This window comes from Streptomyces sp. CNT372 (assembly GCF_000377145.1).
In genome coordinates, this window is the sequence record NZ_KB897786.1 from 220,610 (window position 1) to 243,723 (window position 23,114).

At 72.1% G+C, this 23,114-nt stretch carries 16 protein-coding genes; 10 read left to right on the forward strand and 6 right to left on the reverse strand.

Annotated elements, in window-relative coordinates; genetic code table 11:
- Nucleotides 1-148: 148 nt before the first annotated feature.
- Nucleotides 149-571 carry a YjbQ family protein gene (locus tag C593_RS0122435; RefSeq protein WP_018849566.1) on the reverse strand — a complete coding sequence of 141 codons (423 nt, stop codon included), beginning with the start codon at nt 569-571 and terminating at the stop codon, nt 149-151.
- Nucleotides 572-754: 183 nt separating this feature from the next.
- Between C593_RS0122435 and C593_RS0122440 the strand changes: the two genes are divergently transcribed.
- Nucleotides 755-1,846: a flavin-containing monooxygenase gene (locus tag C593_RS0122440; RefSeq protein WP_026277972.1), complete on the forward strand. Its 1,092-nt coding sequence runs from the start codon at nt 755-757 to the stop codon at nt 1,844-1,846.
- Nucleotides 1,847-1,984: 138 nt separating this feature from the next.
- Here C593_RS0122440 and mltG read toward each other — a convergent pair whose 3' ends face one another.
- Nucleotides 1,985-2,860: an endolytic transglycosylase MltG gene (gene mltG, locus C593_RS0122445; RefSeq protein ID WP_037746674.1), complete on the reverse strand. Its 876-nt coding sequence runs from the start codon at nt 2,858-2,860 to the stop codon at nt 1,985-1,987.
- Between the two features lie 411 nt (nt 2,861-3,271).
- Entirely contained in the window at nt 3,272-5,086 is a 1,815-nt protein-coding gene (locus tag C593_RS0122450; protein ID WP_018849569.1) for an ABC transporter ATP-binding protein, read from the reverse strand.
- Between the two features lie 145 nt (nt 5,087-5,231).
- On the opposite strand from C593_RS0122450, the gene C593_RS0122455 reads away from it, so the two are divergent.
- The 5 genes from C593_RS0122455 to C593_RS0122475 all read left to right on the forward strand — a co-directional run bounded on the left by C593_RS0122455 (nt 5,232) and on the right by C593_RS0122475 (nt 14,793).
- On the forward strand, nt 5,232-5,702 hold the full coding sequence (locus C593_RS0122455; protein WP_018849570.1) for a MarR family transcriptional regulator: 471 nt from the start codon (nt 5,232-5,234) through the stop codon (nt 5,700-5,702).
- A 94-nt stretch (nt 5,703-5,796) separates the two neighbouring features.
- A complete protein-coding gene (locus C593_RS30225) occupies nt 5,797-8,145 on the forward strand; it encodes an ABC transporter transmembrane domain-containing protein (protein WP_018849571.1) in 2,349 nt (782 codons plus the stop codon).
- Nucleotides 8,142-9,923: an ABC transporter ATP-binding protein gene (locus C593_RS0122465; protein WP_018849572.1), complete on the forward strand. Its 1,782-nt coding sequence runs from the start codon at nt 8,142-8,144 to the stop codon at nt 9,921-9,923. The genes C593_RS30225 and C593_RS0122465 overlap by 4 nt, the downstream gene beginning before the upstream one ends.
- Nucleotides 9,924-10,112: 189 nt before the next feature.
- Nucleotides 10,113-10,487 (forward strand): CU044_2847 family protein, encoded by a 375-nt coding sequence (locus tag C593_RS0122470; RefSeq protein ID WP_018849573.1) that lies wholly within the window; start codon nt 10,113-10,115, stop codon nt 10,485-10,487.
- Nucleotides 10,488-10,524: 37 nt separating this feature from the next.
- Nucleotides 10,525-14,793 carry an nSTAND1 domain-containing NTPase gene (locus C593_RS0122475; protein ID WP_018849574.1) on the forward strand — a complete coding sequence of 1,423 codons (4,269 nt, stop codon included), beginning with the start codon at nt 10,525-10,527 and terminating at the stop codon, nt 14,791-14,793.
- A gap of 371 nt (nt 14,794-15,164) precedes the next feature.
- Here the strand turns inward: C593_RS0122475 and C593_RS0122480 are convergent, their stop codons facing one another.
- Nucleotides 15,165-15,956, reverse strand: coding sequence for a metal-dependent hydrolase (locus C593_RS0122480; RefSeq protein ID WP_018849575.1), 792 nt, complete (start codon nt 15,954-15,956; stop codon nt 15,165-15,167).
- A gap of 123 nt (nt 15,957-16,079) precedes the next feature.
- Between C593_RS0122480 and C593_RS0122485 the strand changes: the two genes are divergently transcribed.
- From C593_RS0122485 to C593_RS0122495, 3 genes are all read left to right on the forward strand, one after another.
- Nucleotides 16,080-18,593, forward strand: coding sequence for a DEAD/DEAH box helicase (locus C593_RS0122485; RefSeq protein ID WP_018849576.1), 2,514 nt, complete (start codon nt 16,080-16,082; stop codon nt 18,591-18,593).
- Nucleotides 18,594-18,658: 65 nt separating this feature from the next.
- On the forward strand, nt 18,659-19,531 hold the full coding sequence (locus C593_RS0122490; RefSeq protein ID WP_018849577.1) for an acyl-CoA thioesterase: 873 nt from the start codon (nt 18,659-18,661) through the stop codon (nt 19,529-19,531).
- Between the two features lie 95 nt (nt 19,532-19,626).
- Nucleotides 19,627-20,112, forward strand: coding sequence for a glutathione peroxidase (locus C593_RS0122495; RefSeq protein WP_018849578.1), 486 nt, complete (start codon nt 19,627-19,629; stop codon nt 20,110-20,112).
- Nucleotides 20,113-20,183: 71 nt separating this feature from the next.
- Here C593_RS0122495 and C593_RS0122500 read toward each other — a convergent pair whose 3' ends face one another.
- Complete coding sequence (locus tag C593_RS0122500; RefSeq protein WP_018849579.1) at nt 20,184-21,413, reverse strand: acyl-CoA dehydrogenase family protein; 1,230 nt, start codon at nt 21,411-21,413, stop codon at nt 20,184-20,186.
- A 163-nt stretch (nt 21,414-21,576) separates the two neighbouring features.
- On the opposite strand from C593_RS0122500, the gene C593_RS0122505 reads away from it, so the two are divergent.
- Nucleotides 21,577-22,218, forward strand: coding sequence for a TetR/AcrR family transcriptional regulator (locus tag C593_RS0122505; protein ID WP_018849580.1), 642 nt, complete (start codon nt 21,577-21,579; stop codon nt 22,216-22,218).
- 225 nt (nt 22,219-22,443) lie between these two features.
- On the opposite strand, the gene def is transcribed toward C593_RS0122505, so the two are convergent.
- The gene (gene def, locus C593_RS0122510; RefSeq protein ID WP_026277974.1) at nt 22,444-23,058 is read right to left on the reverse strand and encodes a peptide deformylase; all 615 of its coding nucleotides are present in this window, start codon (nt 23,056-23,058) and stop codon (nt 22,444-22,446) included.
- Nucleotides 23,059-23,114 lie beyond the last annotated feature (56 nt).

The following is a 23,114-nucleotide window of genomic DNA, read 5'->3' on the forward strand; positions in this document are numbered from 1 at the left end:
CTCCCCGTGGAGCGTCAACGGCCGCTGATTATCCCGGTTCCGGCACTCCGGCGCCATACGGCTGCCCTGCCCGCAGTGCACGGGCGGCGTCTCTGCCGAGGGAGAGGTCGGATGGCGGCACTGTCGATCCGGGAGACCGCCCGGCGTCCTAACCGAGGAAGCTCAACCGGACCTGACGGTTGGGATTATCGACATTCGTGTCGACAAGGACGACCGACTGCCAGGTCCCCAGTTCCAGGCGGCCGCCGATCACCGGCAGGGTCGCATGTGGGGGGACGAGGGCCGGGAGGACGTGGTCGCGGCCGTGGCCGGGGGAGCCGTGGCGGTGTTGCCAGCGGTCGTCCGCCGGGAGGAGGGCGTGCAGGGCGGTGAGGAGGTCGTCGTCGCTGCCCGCGCCCGTCTCGATGATCGCGACGCCAGCCGTGGCGTGCGGCACGAAGAGGTTGAGCAGGCCGTCGGCGCCGCCCGCGTGGCGGGCGAGGAAGTCCTCACAGAGCGCGGTCAGGTCGGTCACGGTCTCCGTGGACCCCGTGGTGATCGTCTCGGTCGTGGTGGTGAAGTGTCCGGGCATGACTCCATCCTGCCCCGGCAGGCATCGGTAAGCCCCGGATCCCGCCCGGTCGGCTACGGAAGAGCCGGAGGAACGGGAGGAACCAGGGAAACCGGGGAAACCGGGGAAACCGGAGGAGCCGGAGCCGACCGGGCGGGAAGCCCGCCGGGGAAGATCCCGGGCCGCCGCGCAGTTGGTAGAAGCGTGAACAATCCTGAGGCAGGCGGCACGCGCGAGGTGGAGGTCGCCGTCGTCGGCGCCGGCCAGGCCGGGCTGTCGGTGGCCTACCATCTGCGCCGGTCGGGGCTGAGCCCCGACCGGGACTTCGTCGTCCTGGACCACGCCCCGCGCCCCGGCGGCGCCTGGCAGTTCCGCTGGCCGTCGCTGACCTACGGCAAGGTCCACGGCATGCACGCCCTGCCCGGTATGGAACTCACCGGCGCCGACGACGGGCGCCCCTCCGCCGCGGTGATCGGCGAGTACTTCGCCGCCTACGAGGACCGCTTCGGTCTGCGCGTCCACCGGCCGGTCGATGTGCGGGCGGTACGGGAGGGCGAGGGCGGGCGGCTCGCGGTGGAGAGCTCGGAGGGCGTCTGGTCGGCGCGGGCCCTGGTCAACGCGACCGGGACCTGGGACCGGCCCTTCTGGCCGCGCTACCCCGGCCAGGAGACCTTCCGCGGGCGACAGCTGCACACCGCCCACTACCCGGGGCCGGAGGCGTTCGCCGGGCTGCGGGTGGTCGTGGTCGGCGGCGGGGCGTCCGGAACGCAGCATCTGATGGAGATCGCCGAGGTGGCGGCGGAGACCACCTGGGTGACCCGCCGGCCGCCCGTGTTCCGTGCGGGCCCCTTCGACGAGGACGCGGGCCGGGCCGCGGTCGCCCTGGTGGAGGACCGGGTGCGCAGCGGTCTGCCACCGCGCAGTGTGGTGTCGGTGACCGGGCTGCCGCTGAACGACGCGGTCCGCGCGGCCCGCGCCTCGGGCGTGCTGGACCGCCACCCGATGTTCGAGCGGATCACCCCGGCGGGCGTGGTCTGGGCGGACGGGCGGACCGTGGACGCGGACGTCATCCTGTGGGCCACCGGCTTCCGTCCGGTGATCGACCACCTCGCCCCGCTGCGGTTGCGCGAGCCGGGCGGCGGCATCCGGATGGACGGTACGAGGGCGGTGCGCGACGAGCGCGTGCACCTCGTGGGATACGGCCCGTCCGCGTCCACGATCGGCGCCAACCGGGCGGGCCGGGCGGCCGGGCGGGAGATCCGCGCGCTGCTCGCCCGCCGGCCCGCCCCGGCGTGAACCCGCCGGCCGGCCGCGGCGTGAACCCGCGGGTCCGCACCGGTGCGCACCGGCCGTCCCGCCCCCGTGTGCCCCGGTACGGCACGGAGGCGCCCGGCGGGAAGGATCAGCCCGTACGGAGGAGCCCGGCAAAAGGGCTCAGCCCGCGCCGCGTTCGGCCGCGCGCCGGGCGTTGAACTCCTCGACGTTGCGCCGGTGTTCCTCGTAGTCGGCGGTGAACCGGGTGTCCCCCGGGCCGACGGTGACGAAGTACAGCCAGTCGCCCTTCGGCGGGTCGAGGACGGCACGCATGGCCTCCTCCCCCGGGTTTCCGATGGGCGTCGGCGGGACGCCCTTGCGCTCGTAGGTGTTGTACGGGCTGTCGAGGCGGGTGTCCTCGGTCGTGGTGTCCAGAGTGCTGCGCCCGAGCGCGTAGTTGAGGGTGGAGTCCATCTGGAGCGGCATCCCGGCGTCCAGGCGGTTGCGGATGACGCGGGCGACCCGGCCCATGTCCTCGGCCGTGTCGGCCTCCGCCTGGACGATGCTCGCGACGCCGACCGTCTGATACGGGCTCAGGCCGCCGTCGCGCGTGCCGGCGGTGACCGCCTTCGCGCCGAAGCGCTGGTTGGCGGTGTTCACCATGAAGCTGAGGAGGCTCGCCGGGGTGGTGTCCGCCTCGACCGGATAGGTGGCGGGGAAGAGGTACCCCTCGGGGTTGCGGCGGGCGTCCGGCGGCAGGGCGAGCCGGGCGGTGGACGCGGCGCTCCGCGTCGTGCCGGGCGGCTGCTCGAGGACCTTGTCGACGGCGGCGTAGACCTGGTGGGCGCGCCAGCCCTCAGGGATCACCAGGGTGACGGAGCGGGTGGGCGGCGGCGGTTCCTCGTCCGCTCCCCGGAGGAGGAAGGGCAGAAGGACGGCGGTCGCGGCGACGGTGGCGGCGGTCAGGACCACAACGATCCGGCCCCGGCGGGTGAGGCGCGGCCGACGCCGTGCTCGCGATCGGGGCGGCCGGCCCCGCGAGGGCTTCACGGTCATACCCGGAACGCTAACCCCGGCGCACGTTTTATCCGGGTAGGTGAGCATTCGCGCAAGATTCGGTCCGGTTCGGCGCGACCGGGACGCGAACAAGCGAACGCTCGCTCGGTTGTTCGCCGAAACGTGTGGTCGTGTCGGAAATCGTTGCCCGAGGCCCCTGTGGCGGCTGATGCTTACTCTGCGCAAGCGACGGGCTGCAGACCGCGACTGCGCTGTCCCGCATCAAGCAGTCACAAGGAGAACCACAGCGATGAACCTCATCACCGATCTGCTCGCCGGCGTCGTCCACTTCCTCGGCTGGCTGGTCTGACGTTCGCTTCCGAGCGACCGGTTACGAGTAGGCGCGCCGCCGTTCCCCGTCCCACGGGAGCGGCGGCGCCGCCGTGTCGGGGACCCTCGGTGCGACGGGGGTCAGGCGACCGGGGCGGCGGGGTGGGTCTCCGCGTCGCGGCGCACGAGGGCCGCGTACCGGCCGTCGAGGCGGAGGAGTTGCGGGTGGGTACCGCGTTCGACGACGCGGCCGTCCTCCAGGACCACGATCTGGTCGGCGTCGCGGACGGTGGAGAGGCGGTGGGCGATGGTGATGGTGGTGCGGCCGGCGGAGAGGGCGTCGACGGCCTCCTGCACCGCGTGTTCGGTGCGGGTGTCCAGGGCGCTGGTGGCCTCGTCCAGGATGAGGACGGGCGGGTCCCGCAGGATGGTGCGGGCGAGGGCCAGGCGCTGCTTCTCGCCACCGGAGAAGCGGTGGCCGCGTTCGCCTACGAGGGTGTCGTAGGCGTCGGGCAGGGCGGCGATGTGGTCGTGGATCTGGGCGGCACGCGCGGCGGCCTCGATCTCCTCGGCGGTGGCGTCCGGCTTGGCGAAGCGCAGGTTGTCGGCGACGGAGGCGTGGAAGAGGTACGTCTCCTGGGAGACCACGCCGACCGCGCGGGCGAGGGTGTCGAAGTCGAGGTCCCGGACGTCGACCCCGTCGAGGGTGACCCGCCCGCCGGTGACGTCGTAGAGCCGGGGGACGAGGGCGCCGAGGGTGGACTTGCCGGAGCCGGTGGAGCCGACGACGGCGAGGGAGGTGCCGGCAGGGACGGCCAGGTCGATGCCGTCGAGAGTGGGGCGCGACTGGTCCAACTCGTAGGCGAAGTCGACGTTCTCGAAGCGCACTTCGCCGGCGATCTTGTCGAGCCGGACCGGGTCGGCGGGCTCGGTGATGTCCACCGTGAGGTCGAGGTACTCGAAGATGCGCTGGAAGAGGGCGAGGGAGGTCTGCATCTGCACGCCGGTGGACAACAGGCTGACGGCCGGCCGGAAGAGGCCCTGCTGGAGGGAGACGAAGGCGACCAGGGTGCCGATGGAGATGGCCGGACCGCCCGTGCGCAGGGCGAGGCCCGCCGCCCAGTAGATGAACGCCGGCATGGCGGCCATCACGATGCCGATGACGGCCATCCGCCAGCGCCCGGCCATGCTGGAGCGGACCTCCAGGTCGACCAGCCGCTCGGACTCGTCGGCGAAGGCCCGGGTGAGGGAGTCGGCGCGGCCCATGGTGCGGCCGAGCAGGATGCCGCTGACGGACAGGGACTCGGTGACGGTCGCCGCCATGACGGCCATCTGCTTCTGGCGCTGTGTGGTGATCCGTTTGCGTTCGCGGCCGACGCGGCGGCTGATCCAGACGAACAGGGGCAGCAGGGCGAGGGAGACGGCGGTGAGCCGCCACTCCAGGGCGAGCATGGCGACGACGGTGGCCACCACGGCGGTGAGGTTGGAGACCAGCGAGGTGGCGGTGGAGGTGACGGTGGCCTGCATCCCGCCGATATCGTTGGCGATCCGCGACTGGACCTCGCCGGTGCGGGTCCGGGTGAAGAAGGCCAGGGACATCCGCTGGAGCTGTGCGTACACCCCCGTCCGCAGGTCGTGCATGACGCGCTGGCCGACGGTGGTGGAGATCAGGGTCTGGAGGACGCCGAAGACGCTGGTCATGACAGCGGCGACGATCATGCCGAGGGCGAGCAGGCTGAGCAGCCCCAAACGCCCCTCGGGGATCGCGGTGTCCAGGATCTCGCGCAGGAGGAACGGGGAGGCGACGGTGACCAGGGACGAGGCGCCGACGAGCAGGCCGACCACCGCCAGGCGGGCACGGTAGGGGCGGAACAGGCGCAGGATGCGACGGACGTCCGCCGGGGGCTGGTCGGGGCTCCGGGGCGGCGGGGTCCATTCGATGCGGTCGGGGGGCAATGGGCTCCTCGGGGGTTGTCGGGGGATTCTCGCGGACGGGGGCGCGGACGGAGGCGTGGTCAGGCCCGGCGGAACCGGACCGATCAAGAGCATAGCTCATTGTTACCCCTGTTCACAATGAACCAGGTCCTGATAGTGTTCCCGTATGACCTCATCCGATGCCGACGGGATGCTGGCCGAGCAACTGCTGCGGCTCACCCGCCGGCTGCACCGCAGCCAGAAGCGCCAGATGGAGTCCGCGGAGTTGGCGATCACCCCGGCGCAGTCCCGGCTGCTGCGCGCCGTCGCCCACTTCGAGCGCCCGCCCCGGATGGCCGATCTCGCGGAACGCCTGGAGGTGGTCCCCCGAGCGGTGACCACCCTGGTCGACGGGCTGGAGGCGGGCGGCTGCGTGCGCCGGGCCGCCGACCCGGCCAACCGCCGGGTGACGCGCGTCGAGCTCACCGACACCGGCCGCGCGGCCCTGCGCACCCTGCGCAGGGCCCGCCGGGCCGCCGCCGAGGACGTCCTCGCGCCCCTCACCGCGGACCAGCGCGCGGTCCTCGGCGGTCTGCTGTCCGCCCTGGTCGACGGGCCCGCGCACGAGGGCCGGGAGGGGCCGGGCCGCAAGGGCTGAGCGCGCGGAAAATCGATTGCCGGTCGCGGCCCGGAGCGGAGAACCTTGCACGGTTTCCTCCTTCCTTGAGTTCTTCGACGAGCCGTGGGACGTCATGCAGATTCGCGACCTTCCGTACACCGATCCGGGCGAACCGGACACCCGGTCGGGCACCAGGTTCCTGCTCTGGCTCGGTCTCAACCAGCGCGCCGGACAGCTCAGGTCCCTGGCCTGGGGACTGCTGCACTTCCCCGCCGTGATGGCCTTCGCCTACGGCGTCGGGTACGCGGTGCAGGCGGTGGCGGACGGGTCCGGTTCCCGGCTCGCCCTCGCGGGCGGGTTGCTGGCCCTGACCGGGGTGGCGGTGGCCGTCGGCGACACCATGCTGCACCGCACGGCCGTCACCAACTGGATCACCGCCGCCGCCCGCACCCAGCAGTTGCTGGCCCGCCGGACGGCCGCGCTCGGCTCGACCCTCACCCGCCGGGTCGCGGCGGGCGAGGTCGTCGCCGTTTCGACGGGTGACGTCGAGAAGATCGGCTGGTTCGTCGAGGCGGTGTCCCGGTTCCTCGCGGCCGCACTGACCGTCGTGATCGTCTGTGTGGCGCTGGTCGTGTACGAGCCCGCCCTGGGAGTGCTGGTCGCCCTCGGGGTGCCGGTCCTCGCCCTGAGTGTCCTGCCGTTGCTGCCGCGGGCCACCCGGCTGGCGGACGTCCAGCGTGAGAAGGCCGGCCGGGCGACCGAGCTGGCCTCGGACACGGTCGCCGGACTGCGGGTGCTGCGCGGCATCGGCGGCGAGGAGCTGTTCCTCGGCCGCTACCGCGACGCCTCGCAGGAGGTCCGCACGGCGGCCGTCCGCAGCGCCCGCATGTGGTCCCTCATCTCGGGCATCCAGGTGCTGCTGCCCGGCGCGCTGATGATCGCCGTCGTCTGGCACGGGATCACCCTGGTGGGCGACGGGCGGCTCCAGGTGGGGGCGCTGGTCACGGTGTACAGCGCGGTGATGCTCCTCGCCTATCCGCTGCGGCACTTCGAGGAGATCGCGATGGCGTACTCCTTCTCCCGGCCATCGGCCCGCCGCGCGGCGCGGGTGCTCGCGCTGGAGCGGGCGGCGGACGGCGACAGGGCCGAGGGCGGGTCCGGGTCCGGGTCCGGGTCCGGGGAAAGCCCGGGCGCGGCCTCGCCCGGGCGGGGGCTTCCCCCGGGTGACCTGTACGACCCGGAGACCGGTCTGCTCGCCCCGGCCGGGCGGCTGACCGCCGTCGTCTGCGGCGACCCGGACGCGGCGGGCCGCCTCGCCGAACGCCTGGGCGGCCACGCGGCGGATCCGGGCCGCACCGGGAGCGGCCACGCGGCAGGTCCCGGACCCGCCGCGGTGACCGGCCCGGAGGCCGCGAACGGGCCCATGACCGGGACGGGGAACGCTCTCGGGACGGGGAACGCTCCCGGGACGACACCTCCGTCCGGGCCCGAAACCGGGTCCGGGCCGGAGGCGGAGCCCGCAACCCGGCCCGGTGCGGGGCCCGCCGAGGTGACCTGCCCGGAGAGCGGGGCGCGTCCCGCTGGGCAGCCGGTGTCCGTGACCCTCGGTGGCGTGCCGCTCGACGCGATCCCGCTGGACGACGCCCGCGCCGCCGTGCTCGTGCAGGACAAGGACCCGGTGCTGCTGTCCGGCACCCTCGCCGAGCTGTTCGACGTCCCGGCCTCCGGCGCCGTCGCGCCCGAGGCCGCGCTCGACGCCGCCGCCTGCGCCGACGTCCTCGTGGCCCTCGCGCAGGCGTCCCTCGACGGGGACCCGATGCGCGCGCCCGTGACCGAGCGCGGCCGGTCGCTCTCCGGCGGGCAGCGCCAGCGCCTGGCCCTCGCCCGCTCGCTGGTCGCGGACCCGGAAGTGCTGGTACTCGACGAGCCGACCTCGGCGGTGGACTCGCACACCGAGGCGCGTGTCGCCGAGGGCGTCCGCTCGCTGCGCAAGGGGCGCACCACGGTGGTGTTCACCTCCTCGCCCCTGCTGCTGGACCGGGCCGACCGGGTCGTCCTCGTCCACGAGGGCGCCGTGTGTGCCACCGGGTCGCACCGGGACCTGCTGCGCACGGAGCCGCGCTACCGGTCCGTCGTCACCCGAGAGCCCGACACGGAGCGGGCCGACACGGAACGAGCCGACACGGCCCGGGCCCAGGCGGCCCGGCCGGACGCGGGCGACCCCCACGCGGAACGAGCCGACACGGCCCGGCTCCACGCGGCCCGGCCGGACGCGGGCAACCCCCACGCGGAACGAACCCACACGGAACGAGCCCCCGCCGAACGGACCGACACCGAACGGACCGACACGCGACCGACCGGCCGGGACTCCGCCCGCCTCTCCCCCGTCAGCGGCGCCCGCGATCCCAGCGGCCCCCACGGCGCCCGCGGCACCCCCGACACCGCCCGCCCACGCCCCGCCGGCATCGAGGAGACCGCATGATCGGCCAGGCGCCCCCGGCCCACGACCCGGCGGCACCCACCACCGCGGCCACCCTTCCGGTCGGTTCCGGCGCGACCGTGCGCGCGTACGCCGCCGGGCTGCTGCGGCGGCACCGCCGTGCCTTCGCCGCGCTGATCGCCGTCAACATGGTCGCCGTCGTCGCCTCGATGGTGGGCCCCTGGCTGCTCGGCGCCCTGGTGCAACGGGCCGCCGACGGGGATCCGGAGCTGCGCCTCGGACCGACCGCGGCCCTGTTCGCCGGGGCTCTCGTCGTCCAGGCCGTCTTCGTCCGGCAGATGCGCCTGCAGGGCGGAGTGCTCGGTGAGCGGATGCTCGCCGACCTGCGGGAGGACTTCCTCGTCCGTTCGGTGCGGCTCCCGCCCGGTGTGCTCGAACGCGCCGGGACGGGCGATCTGCTGTCGCGGATCACCACCGACGTCGACCGGCTGGCGAACGCCATGCGGGAGGCGGTGCCGCAGCTCACCATCGGCGTCTTCTGGATCGTGCTGCTGCTGGGCGGGCTCACCGTGACCGCGCCCGTGCTCGCCCCCGTCGTCCTGCTGGCCGTGCCACTGCTGGTGGCGGGCTGCCGCTGGTACTTCCGGCGGGCCCCCTCGGCGTACCGCTCGGAGGCCGCCGGGTACGCGGCGGTCGCCGCGGCGCTCGCGGAGACGGTCGACGCGGGCCGCACCGTGGAGGCGCACCGGCTCGGGGCTCGGCGGGTGGCCCTGTCGGACCGGCGGATCAAGGAGTGGACCGCGTGGGAGCGGTACACCCTCCATCTGCGGTCGGTGCTCTTCCCCGTGATCAACCTGACCCATACGACGGTGCTGGCCTCCGTGCTGCTGATCGGCGGGGTGTTCGTCCTCCAGGGGTGGATCGGGATCGGGCAGCTCACCACCTGCGCGCTGCTCGCGCAGATGATGGTCGATCCGGTGAACCTGATCCTGCGCTGGTACGACGAACTCCAGGTCGCCCAGGTGTCGCTGGGCCGACTGGTGGGCGTGCGCGAGATCGAGCCGGACGCGGGGGACGCGTCCGTCCGCCCCGACGGCCGGCACGTCCGGGCGGACGGGCTGCGGTTCGGCTACCGCGAGGGCGTCGACGTGCTGCACCGGGTGTCGATGGAGGTCCCGCCCGGGACCCGGCTGGCGCTCGTCGGCCCGTCGGGGGCGGGGAAGTCGACCCTGGGACGGCTGCTCGCCGGGATCTACGCGCCCCGCTCGGGCACGGTCACCCTGGGCGCGGCGGAGCTGTCCCGGATGCCGGCCGAGCAGGTCCGTGCGCATGTCGCACTGGTCAACCAGGAGCACCATGTGTTCGTGGGCTCGCTGCGGGACAATCTGCGCCTCGCGCGCCCGGGCGCCGGGGACGCCGAGCTGTGGGCGGCCCTCGGGGCGGTCGACGCGGACGGCTGGGCCCGTGCCCTGGGCGAGGGCCTGGACACCGAGGTGGGGTCCGGCGGCACCGCGCTCACCCCGGCGCAGGCGCAGCAGATCGCGCTGGCCCGGCTGGTGCTGGCCGACCCGCACACGCTGGTGCTGGACGAGGCGACCTCGCTGCTCGACCCGCGGGCGGCCCGGCACCTGGAGCGTTCGCTCTCCCGGGTGCTGGACGGCCGCACGGTGGTCGCCATCGCGCACCGGCTGCACACGGCGCACGACGCGGACGTGATCGCGGTCGTCGAGGACGGCCGCATCCGGGAGCTGGGCAGCCACGACGAACTGGTGGCGGCGGACGGCGCGTACGCGGCGCTGTGGCGCTCCTGGCACGGCTGACCGCGCACGGCTGACCGCGTCCAGGATCCGCGAGTAGATGCGCGGTGTCGGCTGAGGATGCGCAATGAATGCGCAGATCCAAGGCTCGCTGCGCATTCATTGCAGTCCGTAGCCATAGTTGTCGGTCTCTTCCGATCGGAGGGGGGCATGCCGCTACGATCTCCAGCTCGCGGGCAACGGAGGAGAGTCATGAGCGACAGTCCAGTCCACACGGTGGAAGTCCCCCTGGGGGACGGCAGCGACGAGTTCGTGCGTGTCCAGATCCGGGAGGTGGACGAGACGCTGGTCCGCGTGGGGCGCGGAGGCCGCTCCATAGCGCGCGCCGAACGGTCGTTCGGCCAGATGCTGGACACCGTGCGTCCGGTGGCGGAGAGCTTCGTGGGGCGGTTCCAAGGGCTGGCGAACGCGCCGGACGAGATCACGCTGGAGTTCGGGGTTTCGCTGTCGGCCGAGGCGGACGTGGTCATTGCCAGCACGGCGACAGCAGCCAATTTCTCCGTGAGTCTGACCTGGAACAGAAGTGACGCGACAGACCTCAACGGGAATACACCACAGGGAAGTTGAACCAGTCTGGCGCGACAACGGGGGCACGGGGGGCGCAGTGACGGATATTCAGGAGCGCGACACCGGGGAGGCGGAGCCGTCACTGGTCGCGGCGGTCGTCCGTGTCAAGGGACCGGACGGTGCGATCGGCGGCGCGGGCTTCCTCATCGCCGCGGACCTGGTGCTGACCTGCGCTCATGTGGTATCGGACGCGCTGCTCCGGCCCCGGGAAGACGCGGTGGAGGCCGGCACCGAGGTCACGGTCGACGTGCCGCTGGCCGGGAACGCCGACGGCGTCGACGGGAGCGACCACCGTGCCGAGGTCCAGCACTGGACGCCGATCAGGCCCGATCAGACCGGGGACATCGCCGTGCTGCGGTTGCGGAACCGGATTCCCGGAGCCCGTCCGCTCCCCATGGCCGACCCGCAGAGCGGCGTATGGGACCACGATGCGCGTACCGTGGGCTTCACCGACGAACACCCGGATGGGATCTGGCAGAGCGGCAGGTTCCGGGGGCCCACCCGCCCGGGCTGGATCCAGCTCTCGCGGGCCAACGACGAAGCCGTGCACGTCAAGGGGGGTTTCAGCGGGAGCCCGGTCTGGGACGACAAACTGGGCGCTGTCGTCGGGATGATGGTGGCGGCACAGTCGGTCCGCGAGGCCCAGCAGGCGTTCGTCCTGCGGACGAGAACCTTGGTGAAGGAAGTACCCGACCTCGCCCCGTACGTGAGCCCGGCTACCCCTTTTCGTGGTCTGTCCGCCTTTCAGGAGGACGACGCCGATGTCTTCTTCGGCCGGGACGACGACATCGAGCGAGTCGTCACCGCCCTGCGGGGCGATCAGCCCACTGTGACGCTGTACGGGCCGTCGGGCTGCGGCAAGTCGTCGCTCGCACTCGCCGGTGTGGTGCCGAGGATGCGGCAGGACGGCTACCGGATCCTGCAGGTCAACGCGACACGTTCCTCTTCCCTGCGGGCAGCGCTCGCCACCGAGCTGTTCGAGGTCGGAAGATCGGGGGAGTATGGGCGGCCCCCGCGCGCGCAGAACGCCGGCCAAGTGGATCAATGGTTGAGTGAGCTAGGGCTTGCGGACACCTTCCATCGGGTGACAGGACGGCCGGCGTCACGGTTGTTGGTCGTACTCGATCAGGCCGAGGCACTGTTGAACCGACCGCAGCCGGAGCTCACCGAGACTGTCGAGCTGCTGTTCCCGCAGTGGCAGCCGGCCGCCCTGCGGGTTCTCGTCACCCTGCGCGCCGACTTCGTGGACGCCGCACTGAGTCACTCGCACCTGGGTCCCGCTCTGAAACGCGGGGTGACACTTCCGCTCACTCCCATGGCCCGGGACCAGCTGCACGCGGTGATCACCGAACCGCTCAAGCGCATTCCGGCGGTCGAGTACGACCCCGGGCTTGACCGCCGCATCCTGGACGATGCGGGCGGCGAGCCGGGAATTCTGCCCCTTCTGGGTTTCGTTCTGGCGGAGTTGTGGCAGCGACGATCCGCCGGACGGTTACAGGCCGCGACGTACGAGCACATCGGCGGAGTATCCGGCGCACTGAGGCGCCATGCCGAGGAGGCGTGGCGGAGGTGCGTCCCACCTGAGGGTGAGGCCGAAGCGGCACGGCTGCTGACGGGGCTGGTGCGGGTGCTGCCGGGCGGCGAGGCTCCGCTGCGGCGCGCCCTGACACGCGAAGAGGCGGGAGAGGGACGCTGGCGCCTGGCGCAGGCGCTGGCCGAGCAGCGCCTGCTGGTCCTGTACGGAGGTGATGGCCGACCGGAGAGCGCGGAGCTGGCCCACGAGGCCTTGATCGCGGTATGGCCGGCCCTGGCAGAGCTGGTCCGGGCCGATGCTGATTTCCTGACGGGGCGGGCGGAGGTACAGCACGATCTGGAGCGGTGGCAAAAAGCGGACCGCTCGGCCGATCTGCTGCCCGGCCCCCTTCAGCTCTCGGTCGTGGAAGCGAGGCTGCACGGACGCGAGAGGGATTTGACCGAGGACCAGCGGGAGTTCCTTGCGCTGGCCCGTCAGCGCCGGCGCGCACGGCAGGTTCGGGCACGTGCGGGGTGGGTCGCGGTGGCCCTGGCCCTTCTGCTGATCGCCGGGCTGGGCACGTTCCTCGTGCAGGAATCACAGGTAAGCGCACACCGGGAGGCCGAGGGGCGGTCCCGGACGCTTGCGGTGCAGTCGGACGACTTGACGGACAGCAACCCCGGGCAGGCTGCCCTGGCGGCGCTCGCGGCGTACGAGGTCGCTCCGACACAGGAGGCCCGCAGTGCGCTGATGCGCCGGTACGAGGAACTCAAGGACGCGGAATGGGTGCTGACGGGAGCCGAGGGACCAGTCGGTGGGGCCGCCATGAGCGCGGACGGCAGAGTGACTCTGGTGACGACCCAGCTCGGCCGCGCGACCCTGTTCGTCCGCACGGCCGAGGGCAGGGTCAGACAGGAGCAACTCCGCCTCGCCGACAACGTCCTGTCCCCCGTGGTCAGCCGGGATGGGCGACGGATCGCCTACCTGCGCGATGTGGACGGGGTGGTGGTCTGGCACGACGTGACCCCTTCAGGGAATCGGCTGGTAGGGCCGCCGCACCAGCTCAGCGGTGCGCTCAAGAACATCTCCTTGGGCGTGCAATGGCTCAACGCCAGAATCATGGACTTCTCCCCGGACGGGCGTCGACTGGTCGGCGTGCCGGCGTCGTCGGCGAAGCGGCCGGTGCAGGTGTGGGACCTGGAGACGCAACAGCCTCGGGAGCTTCCGGCCCAGGTCTCCGGGCTTGTGAACGTGTGGTTCGGCCCGGACGGAAACACACTCGTGGCCCAGCGCAGCACCGGGTCGGTCCTGAAGCAGTCATTGGTTGCTGTCGATATCGGCGCCGGGACGATGCGTGAACTGGCAAAGGACCTCGAATTCCGTGGCACCGGGGTGTCGGGAAACGGCAGCGTGGTGATCGTCTGCCGGGAAGACAAGCCCGACCCCGACGTGGGCGGACAGGCCCACTACCAGGCCGTACGCGTGGCGGACGGAGAGATGCTGGGCCAATACCGTCGCGGGGACGACACTTCATGCAGTGATGTGGCCGTTGACGAGGAAGGCGACCGCTTCGCGGTGCTCTCCGCGACGGGCGCGTGGGACCTGGTCCGCACTCGAGACGGCGGCAGGACTCAGCAGTTCTTCCGGCCCGGCAGCCTGCAGGACGTCAAGAACCTTCCGCTTCTCGGGACTTCGCGCGAGCCTGTCGTGGCCACCTGGAACGAGGAAGCGGTGACTGGATGGGCGCTGGCAAAGTCGGAGGACGTCAGCACCAACAGCCCCCCGACGCTGCTCGGCGACGGAAGCAGGATGGTGGTCCGTGTCGAGGACAGCGACAGTCTGCGCGTCGTCGAGACAGAAGGGGAGGAGAGAACTCTCGCCGAAGTGGACAGCGATGCCAGAACACCTCCGGACCCGAACCAGTTACTCCGGGTCAACAACGCCGAGACGCTGGTTGCGGACATCTCGGACCTGAACCGGATCACGGTTCGCGCACTGCCCTCGTTGCGCCGGGTGACCGAGTTCACCGTGGCACGACCTCCTGTCGGCAAAGACGGCAAGCCGGAACTGGTTGCCTTCCGCTTCCTCGGTGACGATCGGCTCCTGACAGTCTCCGGCACCCTCGTCGAGCACTGGGATGCTCGCGAGGGCCGCAGCGTGACGCCGCCGATCGATCTGCGTGACCTTCAGCTCACCACGAAAGACCGACCGGACTACTTCGTGACCAACCACCGCGAGCCGGGGTACGCGGCGGTCACCGTGCGCGGCGAACCGGACGTGCACGCTGTCGATCTGCGAACAGGCAGGGTGAACACAGGGCTTCGTGTACGTCTCGGAGTCGACCTCGCCCTGGCCGTGTTCCTGAAGGACTCGCGCTACGCGGCCGTGCAGAGCATAGGCGGCCTGGTCGAGCTGTGGTCGGCGCAACCTGGGCAGCGGCCGAAGCGAGTGGTGGGTCCACTCGGGCCGCTGACCCCTGACCGGTGGGCGGCGGGTGGCACCGGGGGCTCCGAGTTCTTCTTGGCCAACGACAGTTCCGTAAGCTTTCTGAAGGCGGACGACCCCGCGTACCGGAAGACGTACGATTTTGGGGAGAAGCAGGGCTTCGTCGCGGCCACCAAGGACGGCAAGGCGCTTCTACGCTCACCCGTCTCCGGAGGCCGCCTCGAGTTGTTCCGCCTCGACCCCGCCCTCTGGAAACGGCACCTGTGCTCCGTCCTCGGTCGTGATCTCACCGACGGCGAACGCGGCGGACTCTCCAGCGGCCTGCCGACCGGGATCTGCCCTTCCTGATGCCAGGTGTCAAGGCTCGCACCGCCGCGGAGGACGTTCCGGTCACCGCGGAAGCGAGGAGCGCGGGCCCACCGCGACACGTGTCAGCGCGCGGCATATCTCACTCTGAGTGCCCTTCCGTGTCACCTGCCGGCCCAAGACTGCGCACCACTGCCCAGCAACGGCATTGCGCCTCAAGCCCGGATTTCAGCATCACGTCAGGAGTCAGTGCGGGAGTCAGTGCGCACGAAGCCGTGGAACCCATACCGCGCGCGGCGGCCCGGGCCCGGCGGCCCGGCCGGTGATCGCGGCTGGTGATCGCGGCGGGTGATCGCGGCCGGCGAGCCCAGTCCTCGAACCCGCCCGGGCCCCGGGCGGCCCCGGCGGCGGACTCAGATCAGATTGAGCGCCGCCGCCCCGCCGACCCCGCCGAGCAGCATGAACGCCGGCATCAGGACCTTCAGCTCCACCCAGCTCCCGGCCCGGAAGCGCATCACCTTCGGCGGCCCGAGCGGATACCAGCGTTTGCGGCCGACCGGGATGGGCCACAGGATCGGGCAGCCGGAGACGGTGAGGGCGTCGCCGATGTCGTGCACCAGGGCGCCGAGCACGATCGGCAGGCCCAGCCACAGGTACTCCTGGCCGGGGGCGGTGAACAGCCAGTCCGCGCCGTTGCCGGGCTTGTCGAGGACCCCGGCGAGGATCCACGCACTGGTCGCGCCGAGCAGCCAGACCAGGACGTCGCTGGAGACCCGGGCGGCCCGCCACAGCAGGCCCTCCACGGCGAGGACCATGTGCACGAAAAGGAGCGCGAGGACGGCCCAGCGGCCGCCGAGGACGGCGAGGGCGGAGGCTCCGCCGCCGATGAGGACCGCCCACAGCCAGGTGTGGGTGAGGGTGCGGTGGCCGCCGGTGCGCCGGGCGTCGCCGGGCTTCCTCGTCGCCTTGTAGACGGCGAAGGAGAGTTTGTCGACGATCTCGCAGAGGCCCCTGGAGAGCGGTCCGAAGGCGCGCGAGATGGTCGCCGCCTTGTGGTCCAGGTCGGGTGCGAGGGCGGCGCCGGCGCATATGAGCGCGCCGACGACCAGGACGGGCCAGGGCATCGGGTGGCCGGCCGCCGCGGTCGCGGCCCCCACCCCCAGCCAGGCGGCCGCCCCGGACAGTGAGTGCGCCGGTCCCATCATGTGCCTGTCCCCGCCCCATCTGCTGTTGTGCGAAACCCGGTTGACAGGGCAGCGTACCTCCGATGATCTTCCCGGGCGACGGCCGGTTCCCCCGGGGCCCGGAAAGGCAGGCAAGATGGGGGCGTGACCCTTATCGATCAGCTGCCGCCCGACGCCGACCCCGACGCCCTCTTCGAAGCCTTCTCCACGTGGGCCGAGGAGTCGGGCATCACGCTCTACCCGGCTCAGGAGGAGGCCCTGATCGAAGTGGTGTCGGGGGCGAACGTGATCCTCTCCACGCCCACCGGCTCGGGAAAGAGCCTGGTCGCGGCGGGGGCGCACTTCGCGGCGCTGGCCCGGGACGAGGTCACCTTCTACACGGCGCCGATCAAGGCGCTGGTGTCGGAGAAGTTCTTCGACCTGTGCAAGCTCTTCGGCACGGAGAACGTCGGCATGCTCACCGGGGACGCCTCGGTGAACGCGGACGCCCCGGTGATCTGCTGCACGGCCGAGGTGCTGGCCTCCATCGCGCTGCGGGACGGCAAGGACGCGGACGTCGGCCAGGTGGTGATGGACGAGTTCCACTTCTACGCTGAGCAGGACCGGGGCTGGGCCTGGCAGATCCCGCTGCTGGAGCTGCCGCAGGCGCAGTTCGTGCTGATGTCGGCGACCCTCGGCGACGTGTCGATGTTCGAGAAGGACCTGACCCGGCGCACGGGCCGGGAGACCGCCGTGGTCCGCTCGGCGACCCGCCCGGTGCCGCTGTCGTACGAGTACGTGACGACGCCGATCACCGAGACGCTGACCGAGCTGCTGGAGACCCGGCAGGCCCCGGTCTACATCGTGCACTTCACGCAGGCGCAGGCGGTGGAGCGGGCGCAGTCGCTGATGAGCATCAACATGTGCACCCGTGAGGAGAAGGACCGGATCGCCGAGCTGATCGGCAACTTCCGCTTCACCACGGCCTTCGGACGCAACCTCTCGCGCTATGTGCGGCACGGCATCGGGGTGCACCACGCGGGGATGCTGCCCAAGTACCGGCGGCTGGTGGAGAAGCTGGCGCAGGCGGGTCTGCTGAAGGTCATCTGCGGTACGGACACCCTGGGCGTCGGCGTCAACGTGCCCATCCGCACGGTGCTGTTCACCGCGCTGACCAAGTACGACGGCAACCGGGTGCGGGTGCTGCGCTCGCGCGAGTTCCACCAGATCGCGGGCCGCGCGGGGCGGGCCGGTTTCGACACGGCCGGGTTCGTGGTGGCGCAGGCGCCCGAGCATGTCATCGAGAACGAGAAGGCGCTCGCGAAGGCGGGCGACGACCCGAAGAAGAAGCGGAAGGTGGTCCGCAAGAAGGCGCCGGAAGGATTCGTCGCCTGGTCGCAGAACTCCTTCGAGAAGCTGATCGCCTCCGACCCCGAGCCGCTGACCTCGCGGTTCAAGGTCACCCACGCGATGCTGCTGTCGGTGATCGCCCGCCCGGGGAACGCCTTCGAGGCGATGCGGCATCTGCTGGAGGACAACCACGAGCCGCGCAGGCAGCAGCTCAAGCACATCCGCCGGGCCATCGCGATCTACCGTTCGCTGCTGGACGGCGGGATCGTTGAGCGCCTGGACACCCCGGACGCGCAGGGCCGGACCGTGCGGCTGACGGTGGACTTCCAGCAGGACTTCGCGCTGAACCAGGCACTGTCCACCTTCGCGCTGGCCGCGTTCGACCTGCTGGACCCGGAGTCGCCGTCGTACGCCCTGGACATGGTGTCCGTGGTGGAGTCGACGCTCGACGACCCGCGCCAGATCCTCGCCGCGCAGCAGAACAAGGCGCGCGGGGAGGCCGTCGGCGCGATGAAGGCCGACGGGGTGGAGTACGAGGAGCGCATGGAGCGGCTCCAGGAGATCTCGTACCCGAAGCCGCTCGAAGAGCTGCTGTGGCACGCGTACAACCTCTACCGGAAGTCGCACCCGTGGGTGGGCGACCACCCGGTGTCGCCGAAGTCGGTGATCCGGGACATGTACGAACGGGCCCTGACCTTCACCGAGTTCACCTCCTTCTACGAGCTGGCCCGGACCGAGGGCATTGTGCTGCGCTATCTGGCGAGCGCGTACAAGGCGCTGGAGCACACCGTCCCGGACGACCTGAAGAGCGAGGACCTCCAGGATCTGATCGCCTGGCTGGGCGAGATGGTGCGGCAGGTCGACTCCAGCCTATTGGACGAGTGGGAGCAGCTGGCCAACCCGGAGGTGGAGACCGCCGAGGAGGCGCAGGAGAAGGCCGACCAGGTCAAGCCGGTCACGGCGAACGCCCGCGCCTTCCGGGTCCTGGTGCGCAACGCGATGTTCCGCCGGGTGGAGCTGGCGGCCCTGGACCAGGCGGCCGAACTGGGCCGGATGGACGCGGAGTCGGGCTGGGACGAGGACGCCTGGGGCGAGGCCCTGGACGCGTACTGGGACGAGTACGACGACCTGGGCACCGGCCCGGACGCGCGCGGGCCGCGGCTGCTGTCGATCGAGGAGGACCCGGCGCACGGTCTGTGGCGCGTGCGCCAGACCTTCGCCGACCCGAACAGCGACCACGACTGGGGCATCAGCGCCGAGGTGGACCTGGCGGCCTCGGACGAGGAGGGCCGCGCGGTCGTGCGCGTCACCTCGGTGGGTCAGTTGTGACGGGCCCTGCGAGAACGGTGACGGGCCCCGCGCGAGGGGGCGGCAGAGACGGGAGAGGACGAGGGATGACGGCGAACCCCGCCGAGCGGCTGGTGGATCTGCTCGATCTGGAGCGGATCGAGGTGAACATCTTCCGCGGGCACAGCCCGGACGAGTCGCTCCAGCGGGTGTTCGGCGGCCAGGTGGCGGGCCAGGCGCTGGTCGCCGCGGGCCGCACCACCGACGGCGAGCGGCCGGTCCACTCGCTGCACGCCTACTTCCTGCGGCCGGGCATCCCCGGGGTGCCGATCGTCTACCAGGTCGAACGGGTCCGGGACGGGCGCTCGTTCACCACCCGCCGGGTCACGGCGGTGCAGCAGGGGAAGACCATCTTCAATCTGACGGCCTCCTTCCACCGGCCGGAGGAGGGCGCGTTCGAGCACCAGCTGCCGCCCCGGCTGGACTTCCCCTCCCCCGAGTTCCTGCCGCCGGTGGCCGAGGAGATCCGGGAGCACCTGGGCGCCCTGCCGGAGGCACTGGAGCGGATGGCGCGCCGTCAGCCGTTCGACATCCGCTATGTGGACCGGCTGCGCTGGACGCGCGAGGAGGTCCGGGACGCCGATCCGCGCAGCGCGGTGTGGATGCGCGCGGTCGGTCCGCTGGGTGACGACCCGCTGGTACACACCTGCGCGCTGACGTACGCGAGCGACATGACCCTGCTGGACGCGGTGCGCATCCCGGTCGAGCCGCTGTGGGGCCCCCGGGGGTTCGACATGGCGTCCCTGGACCACGCGATGTGGTTCCACCGGCCGTTCCGCGCGGACGAGTGGTTCCTGTACGACCAGGAGTCCCCGATCGCGACCGGCGGCCGGGGGCTCGCCCGCGGCCGGATCTACGACACCGAGGGCCGGCTGCTGGTGTCGGTGGTGCAGGAGGGACTGTTCCGGCCGATCCCGTGAGGCCCGTCGGGAATCAGGGCCCGTCCCCCGCGACGCGGGCGGTCCGGCGCCGGGGAAGTAGGCTGCGAGGACACACCCGCACGAAGGAGTCCGCGTTGTCCCTGTACGACATCCCCCTGCGCACGCTCCAGGGCGCCGAGACCTCGCTCGCCGACCACGCCGGCAAGGCGGTGCTCGTGGTGAACGTCGCCTCCCGCTGCGGCCTGACGCCCCAGTACGAGGGTCTTGAGCGCCTGCAGAAGACTTACGGCGACAAGGGGTTCACGGTGCTGGGCGTGCCGTGCAACCAGTTCGCCGGGCAGGAGCCGGGCAGCTCCGAGGAGATCGCGGAGTTCTGCTCGGCGACCTACGGGGTGACCTTCCCGCTGCTGGAGAAGGCGGACGTGAACGGCGAGGGCCGCCACCCGCTGTACGCGGAGCTGACCCGGGTCGCGGACGCGGACGGCGAGGCGGGCGATGTGCAGTGGAACTTCGAGAAGTTCCTGATCGCGCCCGGCGGCGAGGTGACCCGGTTCCGTCCGCGCACCGAGCCGGAGGCGCCGGAGGTCGTGGCGGCCGTGGAGGCGGCCCTGCCGGTCTGAGCCCTTCCGCACGACGCTGTACACGGCGGCGCCCCGGTCCTCGGCCGGGGCGCCGCCGTGTGCCGTGCGGGTCAGCGGATGGGCATGCCCGCCAGGGTGCGGGCGATCACCAGACGCTGGATCTCGCTGGTGCCCTCGAAGATGGTGTAGATCGCCGCGTCCCGGTGCATGCGCTCCACCGGGTACTCCCGGGTGTAGCCGTTGCCGCCGAGGATCTGGATGGCCTGCGCGGTGACGCTCTTGGCGGTCTCGCTGGCGAACAGCTTGGACATGGACCCCTCGGCGGAGGTGAAGGGCTTGCCGGTGGTGGCCATCCAGGAGGCGCGCCAGACCAGCAGGCGGGACGCGTCGATCCGGGTGCGCATGTCGGCGAGCTGGAAGGCGACGCCCTGGTTGTCGATGATCGGCCGGCCGAACTGCTCCCGGGTCCTGGCGTACTCCAGGGCCTCCTCGTAGGCGGCGCGGGCGGTGCCGACGGCCATGGCCCCGACGGCCGGGCGGGACGCCTCGAAGGTGGCCATCGCCGCGTTCTTCATCCGCTCGCCGCCCCCGGCCCTGGCCCGTTCGCGGGCCCGGGCCAGGCGCTCGTCCAGCTTCTCCTTGCCGCCGAGGAGGCAGCTGCCGGGGACGCGGCAGTCCTCCAGGACGACCTCGGCGGTGTGCGAGGCGCGGATGCCGTGCTTCCGGAACTTCTGGCCCTGGCTGAGCCCGGGGGTGCCGGGCGGGACGATGAAGGAGGCGTGCCCCTTGGAGCCCAGCTCCGGGTCGACGACGGCGACCACGACGTGGACGCCCGCGATGCCGCCGTTGGTCGCCCAGGTCTTGGTGCCGTTGAGGACCCACTCGTCCTTGGCCTCGTCGTAGACGGCGCGGGTGCGCATGGAGGCGACGTCGCTGCCCGCGTCGGGCTCGGACGAGCAGAAGGCGGCGACCTTGACATCGTTGGCATCGCCGTACATCTGCGGGATCCAGGTGCCGATCTGCTCCTCGGTGCCGTTGGCGATGACGCCGACGGCGGCGAGGCCGGTGCCGACGATCGACAGGGCGATGCCCGCGTCGCCCCAGAACAGCTCCTCCATGGTCATGGGGATGCCGAGGCCGGTCGGGTCGAAGAACTGCTGGGCGTAGAAGTCCAGGGAGTAGATGCCGATCTTGGCGGCCTCCTGGATGACGGGCCAGGGCGTCTCCTCGCGCTCGTCCCATTCCGCGGCGGCCGGGCGCATGACATCCTTCGCGAAGCCGTTCAGCCAGTCGCGGACCTGCTTCTGGTCCTCGTTGAGATCGAGCGTGAACTCGGTCATGACCCCTCCAGCACTACGGCGCCCAGCAGCGCGTTACTTGCGGTAACCCGAGTCTGTTACCGATCAGTAGCACATGTCAACCGACGCAGCCGGATCACTGGTCCGGGCGGGTGGGTGTTACCTTGCGCGTCACGCATTTCGCAAGGGCGGGGAGAGTCGGATCATGGAGACCACGCAGCAGCAGCGCTCGGCGGACCAGCGGCGGCGCGAGCTGCTGGAGGCGGCCGAGCGGGTGGTCCTCCGTGACGGGCCGCAGGCCTCGATGAACGCGATCGCCGCCGAGGCGGGGATCACCAAGCCCATCCTCTACCGCCACTTCGGGGACAAGGGCGGGCTCTACCGCGCCCTCGCCAAGCGCCACACCGACGCGCTGCTGCGGGCGCTGAAGGTGGCGGTGTACGCACCGGTGGACCGCCGGCAGCAGGTGGCGGGCACGCTGGACACCTACCTCGCGGCGATCGAGGCGCGGCCGCAGGTCTACCGCTTCCTGATGCACCCTTCCGAGGACGGCGACCGCAACCCCGCCGAGCAGGGCTTCGACGTCGGCCGCCACTCGGCGCCACTGCTGCGCCGCCTCGGCGAGGAACTGGGCCAGGTCATCGCCGACCGCGCGGACCTGGGCCCCGGCGGGGAGCTGGTGGCCCGGGTCTGGGGCCACGGCATCGTCGGCATGATGCACGCGGCGGGCGACTGGTGGCTGGCCGAACGCCCGTGCGCGCGCCAGGAGTTGGTCGAGAGCCTGACGGACCTCCTCTGCGGCCGCCTCTTCGACGCCCCCGACCGCGAGGTCACGCCCGAGGCGTGACGCTCGCGTACCGGTCCGGCTCCGCCCGGACCCGGTCCGGCTCCGCCCGGTGTCCTCGATCGCCGGACGGGCCGTATCCGCAGCCCCGCCCGGGACGGCCTCGCTGCCGGCTGGGCCGGCGATCGAGGCGCGGGCGTCCGGGGGCGGAGCCCCCGGTCACGGGAAGGGGCGGGGCGGGGTAGGGCCCACCGCGGGCGCACCCCGTGAGCACCCCGTACGCGCCCCCTACGCGCTGCCGACCCCCCGCAGCCTGCCCACCCGCTCCGCGGACCCCCACGCAGCCCGCCCCGCCCCCCGGGCCAGCCGCCCCCGGCGCCACCGCGTGAGCCGGTCCGCGTAGACCAGCCCGTCCAGGTGGTCGCACTCGTGCTGGAGGCAGCGCGCGAAGAACCCCGTGCCCTCCACCCGCACCGGCGCGCCGTCCACCGTCACGCCCTCCACCACCGCCCGGTCGTACCGCTCCACCGGCGCCTCCAGCCCCGGCAGGGACAGGCAGCCCTCCGGCCCGCGCACCACGACCCCGTCCGCCGCCACGAGCACCGGGTTGACCACATGGCCGACGTGCCGCACGTCCTCGTCGTCGGGGCAGTCGTACACGAAGACCCGCAGCGGCACCCCCGCCTGGTTCGCCGCGAGACCCACCCCCTGCGCCGCGTACATCGTGGCGAACAGGTCCTCCACCAGGCGCGCGAGGTCCACACCCGCGTCCGCGCCGGCGCTCCCGCAGGGGTCCGTGCCGAAGTCCGTGACGGGCTCGCAGGGGGCGTGCAGCACCGGATCGCCGAGCAGGCTCATGGGCCTGACCAGTCCGGAACTGCCGGGGATCGGCCGGTTTCGCATGGCGCCCAGCGTACGTTCCCGAGTGACCTCCACGTTTCCCGACGGTGCCGCGGTGC